General features: G+C 50.4%; 11 protein-coding genes. 9 read left to right on the top strand and 2 right to left on the bottom strand.

From position 1 onward, the window contains the following. Positions 1-130: 130 nt before the first annotated feature. The 9 genes from AB1656_17765 to AB1656_17725 all read left to right on the top strand — a co-directional run bounded on the left by AB1656_17765 (position 131) and on the right by AB1656_17725 (position 8,554). Positions 131-1,186, top strand: coding sequence for a zinc-binding dehydrogenase (locus AB1656_17765; protein ID MEW6237234.1), 1,056 nt, complete (start codon positions 131-133; stop codon positions 1,184-1,186). A gap of 59 nt (positions 1,187-1,245) precedes the next feature. Then, positions 1,246-2,340 (top strand): redox-regulated ATPase YchF, encoded by a 1,095-nt coding sequence (gene ychF / locus AB1656_17760; protein MEW6237233.1) that lies wholly within the window; start codon positions 1,246-1,248, stop codon positions 2,338-2,340. A gap of 26 nt (positions 2,341-2,366) precedes the next feature. Beyond that, entirely contained in the window at positions 2,367-3,515 is a 1,149-nt protein-coding gene (locus AB1656_17755) for a LysM peptidoglycan-binding domain-containing M23 family metallopeptidase (protein ID MEW6237232.1), read from the top strand. Positions 3,516-4,246: 731 nt separating this feature from the next. Beyond that, positions 4,247-5,152 carry a sugar phosphate isomerase/epimerase family protein gene (locus tag AB1656_17750; protein ID MEW6237231.1) on the top strand — a complete coding sequence of 302 codons (906 nt, stop codon included), beginning with the start codon at positions 4,247-4,249 and terminating at the stop codon, positions 5,150-5,152. A gap of 29 nt (positions 5,153-5,181) precedes the next feature. Next, a complete protein-coding gene (gene ytxJ, locus AB1656_17745) occupies positions 5,182-5,547 on the top strand; it encodes a bacillithiol system redox-active protein YtxJ (protein MEW6237230.1) in 366 nt (121 codons plus the stop codon). A 97-nt stretch (positions 5,548-5,644) separates the two neighbouring features. Further along, positions 5,645-6,565, top strand: coding sequence for a TIM barrel protein (locus AB1656_17740; protein MEW6237229.1), 921 nt, complete (start codon positions 5,645-5,647; stop codon positions 6,563-6,565). 250 nt (positions 6,566-6,815) lie between these two features. Beyond that, positions 6,816-7,031, top strand: a complete 216-nt coding sequence (locus AB1656_17735; protein ID MEW6237228.1) for an MbtH family protein — start codon at positions 6,816-6,818, stop codon at positions 7,029-7,031. 15 nt (positions 7,032-7,046) lie between these two features. Next, a complete protein-coding gene (locus AB1656_17730; protein MEW6237227.1) occupies positions 7,047-7,829 on the top strand; it encodes a thioesterase domain-containing protein in 783 nt (260 codons plus the stop codon). Continuing rightward, on the top strand, positions 7,826-8,554 hold the full coding sequence (locus tag AB1656_17725; GenBank protein MEW6237226.1) for a 4'-phosphopantetheinyl transferase superfamily protein: 729 nt from the start codon (positions 7,826-7,828) through the stop codon (positions 8,552-8,554). Before AB1656_17730 ends, AB1656_17725 begins: the two co-directional genes overlap by 4 nt. A 221-nt stretch (positions 8,555-8,775) precedes the next feature. Here the strand turns inward: AB1656_17725 and AB1656_17720 are convergent, their stop codons facing one another. Together AB1656_17720 and AB1656_17715 are read right to left on the bottom strand one after the other, a co-directional pair. Next, positions 8,776-9,777, bottom strand: a complete 1,002-nt coding sequence (locus AB1656_17720) for a prohibitin family protein (protein ID MEW6237225.1) — start codon at positions 9,775-9,777, stop codon at positions 8,776-8,778. Between the two features lie 506 nt (positions 9,778-10,283). Next, positions 10,284-11,170 (bottom strand): DUF697 domain-containing protein (locus tag AB1656_17715; protein ID MEW6237224.1); only part of this gene is annotated, 887 nt, incomplete at its 5' end.

The following is an 11,170-nucleotide window of genomic DNA, read 5'->3' as shown; positions in this document are numbered from 1 at the left end:
TTTTATGATTTCTTTGAGTAATAAATCAATCGTTTTTCTTGTTGAATCCTGCTTTCGCTCTTTTCCTATCCCAGGGATTAAATTTGTTGTAAAATGGCTAAATTCATAAGAAAACGAGTGGAGAAAATCCGTGGGTCAACCAGCCGTTGTTCAATACGCTCTGAAAGATCGATCCGTCGAGTTGCGGGAGGCGCCTATTCCCAAGCCTCCTAAAGGGAGCGTTTTGCTGCAAGTGGCGGCCGTTGGAATCTGCGGTTCGGATGTCCATCAGTATTTGAACGAGCATACCTGGCCGGTCAATCTTCCGGTCATTATGGGCCATGAATTCAGCGGCATCATCGAAGATGTGGGGGAGGGAGTATCTCATTTCGCGCCGGGAGACCGCGTGGTTTCGGAAACGGCGGCTTATATTTGCGGCGAGTGTTATTATTGCCGGACGGGAAACTACCATCTTTGCCCCTACCGCAAAGGCTTCGGCCAGGCCAGAGATGGAGCGTTTACCCGCTACATCGATGTCCCCGAGCGTTGTTTACACAGCGTCCCGAAATCCTTGCCGCTCTATATGGCTTCTCTATGCGAACCAGCCTGCATCGCTTATCATGCCGTGGCCATCAAAGCCGATATCAGCCCGGGAATGAGCGTGGCGGTGTTGGGCGCTGGTTCCATCGGCTTGCTTTGCGTGCAGATGGCGAAACTGCGGGGCGCCAATCCCATCATCCTCTCCGGACTTTCCAAAGATAGAACGCGCTTGAAAGTGGGAGCGACCTTCGGCGCCACGCATATCGTGGAATCCGACAACCAGAACATCCGGGAATTGGTCCCCCAGATCGGGGATGGATTCGGCGTTGACGTCGTCATCGACGGTTCCGGACGCAACCAATCCTTGAAGGACGCCATCGACATCGTCCGTCCCGCCGGGCAGATCGTCCGTTATGGCTGGGGGCCAGGCGCTTACAATTTTACATTGGACCCGCTTGTGCATAAACAAGTACGCCTCCAAGGCGTTTTCAGCCACAATTGGGATATGTGGGAACAGGTCATGAAGATGCTCGCCCGCGGCCAGCTGGATGTGAGCGCCATGGCGGTTGTCCGCCTCCCCTTGGAACGTTGGCAGGAGGGATTTGAAGGCATGCACGATTCCCGCCTGATTAAAGCCGTAATCGAGCCGAATGGCAAATTGGAATAAAGGGAATCTTTATCCCCTATCCAAGTATACCGGGCAATTATTTCCATAGGATAAAATTCATGCAGATTGGCATTATTGGATTAGCTACATCGGGTAAAACCACCGTTTTCAATGCGCTGACTCATGGACGCGCCGCCACTTCCATTTCCGGAGGAGATAAAGATCCTAACCGGGGCGTAGCGCTGGTTCCAGATGATAGAATCGATTATTTGGCGAAGATGTTCGAGCCGAAGAAGGTAACTTACGCCACTGTGGAATTTACGGACGTCGCCGGATTGACGAAAGGCGCCGGCGACAAGGGATTCAGCAACCGATTTCTCGGCCATCTGCGCGATATGGAAGCGCTGTTGATCGTAATCCGCGTCTTCCATTCCGAATCCGTTCCTCATCCCGAAGGCGACATTAATCCCGCGCGGGACTTGGAAACCGTGATTCCGGAATTGTGTCTGGCGGATATGGCCATCATCGAAAATCGCTTGCGCCGGATTGAAGAAAGTTGGATCAAGCAGCCGAATAAACGAAAGGAATTGGAGAAGGAAAGAGAATCGTTGCGGCGGTTTCAGGAGACGTTGGAATCAGATCGTCCGATTATTGCGGCGGAGCCGTCCAAAGAGGAAGTCGATCTCTATATTCGTCCCTATGGATTGTTATCGGGCAAACAGATGCTAACCTTGGCCAATGTTTCCGACGCAACGAACGAAATGGAGAAGAAAGGAGTGGAGGAATTAACCGCCGCCTGCCAACGATGGAATACGCCGCTCGTCATCATGAACGCTCAGTTGGAACAAGATTTGCTTGATTTTCCCGTTGAGGAATGGGACGATTATTTTAGCGCGTCGGGCATTGAGGGTCCCGCCAAGGGCAAAGTCATCCAGGAATCGTATAGAATTTTAAAACAACATTCGTTTTTGACCTTTGGACCCGATGAAGTTCGAGCCTGGACTATTCCGTTGGAAACCAAAGCCCAACTTGCAGCGGGCAAGATTCACAGCGATATCGAGAGAGGATTCATCCGGGCGGAAGTCGTGTCCTTCGACGATTTCAAGCATTTCGGATCGGTGGAGGCGGCGAAAAAAGAAGGCCGCTTCCGGCTTGAGGGCAAGGATTACGTGGTGCAGGACGGCGACATGATTACGTTTCGCTTTTCCGTCTAGGTTTTTGTCGCGGGAGGAATTGAGGGATGGTCGAAATCAATGTCGATCTCAAAGATGTCTCCCCTCTTGGGAATTTTCCGAAGGGGCCGAGAAGTCCGTCTTCTCCAAGACCGGCGGAAGGAAATGGAGAATTCAGCGAAATTCTCTCCAAACGAATCAAGCAAGAACCCGCGCCGATTCTTACTCCTAACGATCTGCTGGAAAGCGTTGCTCCTTCACTAGTAGCGCCCCAGAATACTCCGCGGCCTATGACGGCGCCCCAACCGGTCGAACTCGCAGTTCCCGATCTTCAATCTACCCCCAAAACGGAATCCGCGCCGGTGGAAGCCTCACCTATCAATCCCCCCTTATCGCTTCAGGATTTGTTGAACCGTAACCACGTAATGAATGATTCCGCGGAACCGATAAAAACGCCGGAAACGGAATCTCCCGATCAATTCCAGAAATCCGATGCCCAGGATAATTTGGATCCGATAATATTATCGTATACCGTCAAAAGGGGCGATACGCTTTCCGATATCATCGCCGCTCAATTGAAGGAACAAGGCGTCGCTTTCGATGCGCCCTCGCTCTATCGCCGAGTCAACGCCGTAGCCGCCGCTAACGGCATTCGCAATCCCAACCTGATCTATCCCGGACAAAACGTCGATCTCTCCCCAATGTTGCAGGAACTTAATCCGGGAGCGGATGGCAAACCGGATTTGCTGGCGGCTGCGCAAGACATGCAGGCGCCCGCTCACGGCCAAATCACGTCGCGCTTCGGCATGAGAGACCATCCCATCCTAGATGGCGAACGTTTCCACGCCGGCGTGGATATTAGCCTGCCCATCGGTTCTCCGGTGCAACCGGTGAAAGCGGGCGAAGTCGTCTTCTCTGGGATAAAGAACGGGTATGGCATGATGGTGGAGATCGATCACGGGGACGGAGCGACTTCTCGCTATGGCCATCTTTCCGAACTGCTCGTTAAAAAGGGCGATGTTGTAACGCCGGGCCAATCCATTGCGCTTTCGGGAGAGACGGGACTCGCGACGGGACCGCATTTGCATCTCGAAATCCGCCAGGGCGGCAGACCGATCGATCCCCTGACGATTATTTCCCAAGAGACCATCGAATCCGGCGCGCTGGACGAAAGTAAAGTCATCGCTCGCGGCGCGGCGCCAAAACCGGATGCATGATAATGGCGCCTTTTTAAATGATGAATGATGAATGATGAATGATGAATGATGAATGATGAATGATGAATGGAAATCATACATTTCTTGCGCGGACTAAGGAATACCAGCCCGCTCTTAAAACGGCGGACTATTGTCATTTGCCCCTTTAAAAGGGGCATTTTAATACCTTATGTTACGCCGCCAATATTTTTCGCTTTCGGCGTTAGTATTTCATCACCAATTAGTAGAACCGTAAAAAAAGCATGAAGGATTTCATTTTTTTGCGTTATTGAATCGCGAAAACACGAAAAGGCTCGAATTTCACGAAATTTTCGAATCACGGATATCATGGATTCTTTTGGATTCCACGGAAAAAACCTTGTCTTGGCGCGATTCCTTTCGCCAATTGTTTTTCGTGTTTTTCTCTTTTTATTTCGCGCCTTCGTGATTCAAAACGGCGGTAATAATAAATCCCATTTACTTTATATTGCGCGTAATATGAGTTAATAGTAGTCCAGCCTTTTATCCAAATCCTCTCTATCTTTTTGCCGTTTCGTCATTTTCTACTCAAACGATCCTTGACCGTCATCCCTCTGCCTCTCTATAGTTTGTCTATTCCGGCGAATCCATAAGAATCTTCTTCTTGCCGGTATACGTTCTTCTATCTAAAGGATTGTAAAATGATAAACAATAATCATCTTAGCCGCCGTGGCTTTCTTCAAGCATCCTCTATGAGTTTAATGAACGCTGGCATGTTATCCGTATCTTTGGGAACATTGGCCGCAGAAAAAAAACAACGCGTCATCGCCTGCCGGGACGTTCATTTGAAAAATGTGGATGCTCCGGATTCATGGAGCGCGCTCAAAAAAATCGGCGCCGAGGGCGTGGAAGTGTGGGTGGAAATCGACCGGTCCTGCCCCTATCTCTTTCCCGAAAAGAAATACTCCCTCAAATCCAAAGACGCCGTTGAAATGTTGAAAAAGGATTTGGAAAAGAACGGCGTCCAAATCGCCGCCTTCGCTATGCCCAATCAATTCGATGCGCGGTTGGAGGATGAGTTGGCCTGGACGGCGGATGTTGTCGCGGCGGCGAAAGAACTTAACGTCAAGGCCATCCGCATCGACGTCGTACCCCATAAAATCCAAGGCGGCGAATTTTTGCCCTTCGCCATTTCGCTGGGCAAGAAATTAATTGAATTCGTGAAAGGGACCGATATTCGTTTCGGCATCGAAAACCATGGCTCAACGACGAACAATCCCGCCTTTTTGGATAAACTATTCGATGGCGTTGGTTCCAATGCTTTGGGATTGACCTTAGATACGGCCAACTTCTATTGGTTCGGCCACCCTCTGGATAATCTGTATGGGATTTACGCCAAATACGCTTCCCGAGTTTTTCATACGCATTGCAAAAGCATCAATTATCCCGAAGACAAACGCAACGCGCAGCGGCCGCGAGGCTGGGAATACGAAAAGTACAATTGCCCCATCTTTCAAGGCGATATCGACTTTAGCAAAGTGGTTTCGATTCTTCGATCTGCGGATTATCAAGGCGATTTCTGCATCGAAGACGAATCGTTGGAACGTTTTCCCGCGAGCGAGCGCGAAGGCATATTGAAAAAAGAGATCGATTGGATGATCCAGCTTTCTCAAGTCTGAGAAAGCCTTTTTCGCTTAGGACTCCGAAGATGAAATTTTTTAACCAGAAGAATGAACCGGCGAATGATGGACGCTACGCCGTACTTTCCAGCATCGACGAGTGCTTGGAAAAAAGCCGCGAGAATCCGGTGATCGTTTTCAAGCATAGCTCGATTTGCCCGATTTCCTATAACGCCAAAAGGGAAATGGACGCTTTCCTCGAAGAAACCGATGCGCTGGTTTATCTTCTCGTCGTGCAGGAACAACGTCCGCTTTCGCAGGAGATCGCGGAGCGTCTGAAAGTCAAGCATGAAAGCCCGCAGGCCATATTTCTGCGGGATAGAAAAGTAACGGCGGTATTTAACCACGGACAAATTCAAGCAGATAATATGAAAAGCGCCTCTGTAAAATCGTAGGGTGAGTCGAGCGAAGCAAGCCCCACAAAGAACAACGGGTGGTTTGCTCATAAACAACAACATCCATTGGGCAAATACGAAAGACGAGGAGAAAACCATGATTCCAAACAATCGCCGGGAATTTATGCGGAAATCGCTATGGACTGCCTCCGGACTTGCGGCTGCATCTCTAGGCGGCTGGCGGCTGGATGCCGAGTCGGCGCCTAAGTTGGCCGCCTTATGCGATCGATTATTTATTATGGATCCCTGGTTTTACAAAACGAACTTCGATGCAGCGCAAAAAGCCGAACTGCTGCAGCGTCTCGGCTGTCCCCGTCTCGGTTGTTCTCTGGGTATGGATGAGGAACGATATAAAGGTTTCAAAGAAACCTTGAGCACGTTGGATCGGCATGGAATTGATATAGTAGCGGCATACGCCGGTCTGACCGCTGAAGAGGATTTTCCGCCGCGTCTCGAAGAAATGATCGGCCTTTTGCAAGGCCGCAAAACGATAATATGGCTTATGTTTTATAGTAAAAAACTTAAACCATCCGATCCTCAAGGCGACGCCGCCGCGGCGGCTTTATTGAAGAAAGCCTCCGATTTAGCGGATAAAGCGGGCGGTTTGGAGATTTCGATCTATCCTCATTTCAACGCTCTAGTGGAGCGCGTGGATGACGCTTCGAGAATCGCGGAATTAGCCAACCGGAAAAATATCGGAGTCACCTTCAATCTTTATCATTGGTTGAAGGCGGAAGGTCCCCAAAATTTAGAAGAAAAAGCGAAAGCCGCATTGCCGCGTTTGAATTGCGTCACCATCAATGGCTCGCGTCCCAACGCCAACGAACTGAAAGTTGAGGAGGGTATTCTTCCCCTAGGCGACGGCGATTACGAAGCGGAAGCCTTCGTAAAGACCTTCGTCAAACTTGGGTATCGAAGGGATTTCGGGCTGCAAGGCTACGGCATCGATGGCGATATTCCCGCTAAACTGGAACAATCGCTGAAAACATGGCGAACTTGGTTCGAGCGGCAATCGTAATAATGGCGCATCTACCAGACGCCGGTTTGCATGGGTAATTTTTTACTTTTGAGCGAATGATTAACTCATGTTATGCAATACCATCCCCTCGCCCTTTGGGAGAGGGTTAGGGTGAGGGGAGATAAGCTCAATCCCATCAACCCTCACCTAACCTCTCCCAATCTTGGGAGAGGAATTACCGGGCCGGGTGGCAAGGGCAAGTTTTTTTCTGCCCTTGATTAATCCGACATGTAGATAACGCAGGTGCGATATGAGTTGGAACGACAAAGAGGATAAAACGGTCTACAAGGTCGTCCTTAACCATGAAGAGCAATATTCGATATGGCCCGCCGATAGGGAAAACGCTCCTGGATGGAACGATGCGGGCAAAAGCGGAACCAAGGAAGAATGCTTGGCCTATATCAAAGAAGTATGGACCGATATGAGGCCGCTTAGCCTGCGCAAGCAGATGGAAGCGGATCGATAAAAACGCATATCCTTTTTGAAAAGAAATAACGCTGCCTTGCGGAACGAATCCTTCGATCTTCTTTGGATGAAATCCTTTTCGCCGAATCCATCGGCGAAAATGCGCCTTTTCTGTTTTCCTTACGCGGGAGGCGGATGCGCCGCTTTCCGAACTTGGGCGGGCGATGCGCCCCGGGAAATGCAGATTTGCCCCGTGCAGCTGCCCGGCCGCGAATATCGCATCATGGAGACGCCCTTCTCCAACCTGCCGGATTTGATTCCGGTCCTGGCGCAGGCGCTGCGTCCCTATTTTGATCGTCCTTTCGCCATTTTCGGCCATAGTCTGGGCGCGTTGATTGCGTTCGAACTCGTCCGCGAACTGCGCCGCGCCGGCGAACGCGAGCCGCTTCGGCTGTTCGTTTCCGCTCGCCGAGCGCCGCATATACCGCCAAGAAAATCCCCAATTCACAATCTTCCTCATGACGAATTCATGAAGGAATTGCGCCGATTCAAGGGCACTCCCGATGAAGTATTGAACAACGCCGAACTCATGGAACTGGTATTGCCCGCTTTAAGGGCGGATTTTCGAATGCACGAAACCTATACCTATAAACACGAGCTGCCCTTGACCATGCCGATAAACATATTCGGCGGCCTGGATGACGCCGAAGTTCGCCGGGAGGAATTGGAGGGTTGGAGCGTCCAAACCAGCGCGTCAACGGAGTTGAAATTGTTTCCCGGCGATCATTTTTTCCTCCATCGCGAACAGAAAGCGTTGATCGAAGCCATCGCGCATAATCTCAATGGGATGCTGGCATGAACGCGGATTCCCGCCCAGCAGTTTGGAGCGATCCCCCCGCTTCTCTGATACTCTGTCCGCAAGAAGTCCATGTATGGCGCGCCCATCTCGACATCACGCCGCAAACCTTGGGCCGCTTCTATCTTCTTCTCTCGGAAGAAGAGCGCGTCCGGACGGATCGTTTTTGCTTCCCCAAGCATCGAAACCGGTTTATCGCATCCCACGGCGCATTGCGGGAAATCCTCAGCCGCTATTTGTCCATCGATTCTCAGGAAATCGCGTATCGAAACAACGATTACGGCAAGCCATACCTCGCCAACAGCCCCATCGAGTTCAATCTATCGCATAGCCATCTGATGGCCTTGATCGCCGTCGCCGAGCGGCGCCGCATCGGTGTGGATGTGGAATGGATGCGCGAGAATATCGAATACGAATCCATAGCCAGGCGTTTCTTTTCGCCGCAAGAAGCCGCCAATATTAAAAGCATTCCATCGTTTTTCCATTGTTGGACGCGCAAGGAGGCGTATATCAAAGCCCAAGGGATGGGCCTCTCGATTCCTTTGGATAGTTTTGAAGTATCCACCGATCCGAATGATGAGGAGGTTCGTTTAACCATTCATGATCCGGCGAATGAGAGAGAGCGTTGGACGATAAAAACGATTGACGTTAAAGAAGGATACGCCGCCGCCGCCGCCGTCGAGGACGAAACCGGCGTTTTTCATTTCTGGGAATGGAGAACTATGTAGGGTGGGCTCTAAGCGAAGCGTAGCCCACCAAAAGCGACAAGGGGACAAGGGGGGACAAGGGGACAAGGCGAAATGGGGATAAGTCCCCTAGTCTCCCAGTCTCAAAGTCGTAGGGTGGGCTCAAAGCGATGTGTAGCCCGCCAAAAGCGACAAGGGGACAAAGCGACGTCGTAGGGTAGGCAAAAAGCGGAGCGTAGCCCGCCGATCTCTCTGCTTGCGGATCAATGGAAAAGTCCGCCGCTGCTGGAACGGAAACTAGTGTTGAAATTCGTATTGAAAGAGGGAATCATTTCCGTCACCGTGGGGATGGCGGCGGAAGCCGATTGCGGAATACCGGATAGGGCGTCTCCCGTATTCAAAATAAGCGGCAGGCCGTCCTGCGGGCCGCCGATGATGACGATTTTGGCGTTGGGCGATTTCGCCAATTCCAAAGTCGCTTCGATGCCGCGCCACCGCAGCAACGGCTGTGATATGCCATCGGAAACGATATCCTGAAAATCGCGGATGCCCTGCGCCTCGATTTTCTTGCGTTTGGCTTCCTGTTCTTCCTCCAACAAGCGGTATTCGTATTCCAAAGCGATTTGCTGTTGCCGCAGTTTGCTTTCGATTGCGTCCTTGACTTTAGGCGGAAGCATGATTTTTTTGATGAGAAGGTCGTCCAGTTTGATGTTTTTTTCCGACATTTGCAATAAGGATTCGCGGATGGCGGTTCGAAGAATATCGCGCTGAGTGGTAAAGATTTCTTCCGGATGCAGCTGGCCGATGATAACGCGCAGGACGGATTGGATTTCCGGGGAAATGATCTTTTGGATGTAATCGGGCCCCAGGTTTTTGTGAAGAATGCCCAGCGTTTCCGGTACGGGACGAAAACGGATGGAAATAGAAACTTCGACGTTCAGGCCATCCACAGTCAATACGCTGAACTCGTCTTCCAGATTTTGCACGCGCACGTCGTAAATGTACATTCTGTCCCAGGGGAAAATAAGATGGATGCCCTCGCCGTAGGTGCGATCCAAAACGGTGCCCCCGAAGAATCGAAGCCATAAGACGGCCAACTCTCCGGAATGGACGGAAATGACGATATTGTTCCAAAAATATAAAAAGAGAAGCATAAAGATGGCGAGACCTATCTGAATGGCGAACCGCCGCCTTACCCACCAGGCGCGCAACCTTCGCCAAAGGCTGGGTTTTTTCGCAGACGCCGTTTCTTGGATTGGTTCCATGCTTGCCTCACGCCTTATTGGCATCCCTACGGAAATTCGCGCGGCGTCCAATGCCGGGAACGGAATAGTATAAACCGTTTCGTGGTTTCGGTAAGTCCGGCTTTTTTATTCTATTCCTCTCGTCCTTCTGGCCAATGCAAAAGGTTAGGATAACGAATAGAATTAACGCTTGCGCTTTTGGATTCGTTTGGATATGGATTGGTTTTGCGTTCGTTAAGAAGTATGTTTCTCCGAGGGAACGATTAAAAGCAATCCTCCAATAGGGGTAAAAATGATCGACGCAAAAAAATATCCCCAAAAACCGAATTTGCGGTTTTTTCCTATTAAGCCGACCAGCGCGCATAAGGCAAGATAGATAAGAATATGCATTGACTCTACCCTCTATCCAACAGGCGGATATACTCGTGCTTTATTTCAATGGAAATTGTTCCCTCGTCCTCTGGGATAGGATTAGGGTGAGGGAGTTTTTCAATAACGAAACTATAAAAATCAATTGAAATAGACCACTAGGAACGGCCTGGCGCTTTTTTCGAAGCGTCTTTGCTCGCAACGACAGTCTCTTTTTTCCCTCCTCCGGATGTTTCTTTGCTTTCACTGGCCGCTGCTTTCTTCATGGTTGTTTCTTTGGATTCCGTTGGTTCTTCATTATTCGCGGCGAACGGCTCATGGACTTCCGCCGGAGTTTCTTTCTTCTCGGCCGGCGGTTCTTTGGCTGTTGCTGGAGCCTCTTTGGCTGCGGCGTGCGGCGCTTGGCTTTCCGCAGATGGTTGTTTGCCAAATTTGGCGGCTTCTTTCAATCCTTCCTGGAAATATTCGTGGAAATAGTTCCGCACTTTCTTCGGATCGAAGGTCAAAAAAGTACCGCCGGATTCGAAATGCTGAATAAAGATTTTCCCCGTGGCGTAAGTTAATGCGCCCGCCATGATCGGCAAAGATGTCAAACTGGCTAGCGGGCCGAGAACGGGGATCGCTTTGCTGGCGCTGACGGCGAGAGCTTGGCCAAAGTAAACCGTTCCATATCCGCTGATCAGCGTGGCCACTAGGTTTTTCACCGTGTGGTGGAAGAAGGGAATATCGTAAAGATCAGATAATTCTTTTAGCGCTTTGGCCTGGAACGCGGCTACGCTGATGAAATCGACGAGAGGAATGGGAATCGCCCCCAAACCCATCGACCATAACATATTTTTACGTACGATGCGATAGGCGTCTTTTTCTCTGAGTTCCAGTTCGGTCCCATCCAGAAATTCATTCTTGGAAGGGCGTTCCATTTCTTCTTTATAAGCGGTTCGAGAGGCGTTCAAGGATTCTTCTCCTGTCTCTTCCCAGCAATATTTCCCCCCATATTCCAGCCATTCGATACTATCACAGATAAAAAGGAAGGGCAAGTAATGAG

Source organism: Candidatus Omnitrophota bacterium (genome assembly GCA_040755155.1).
GTDB lineage: Bacteria > Hinthialibacterota > Hinthialibacteria > Hinthialibacterales > Hinthialibacteraceae > JBFMBP01.
Note: the sequence above shows the minus strand (reverse complement) of the source record. Positions and strands in the feature narration are given on the sequence as shown.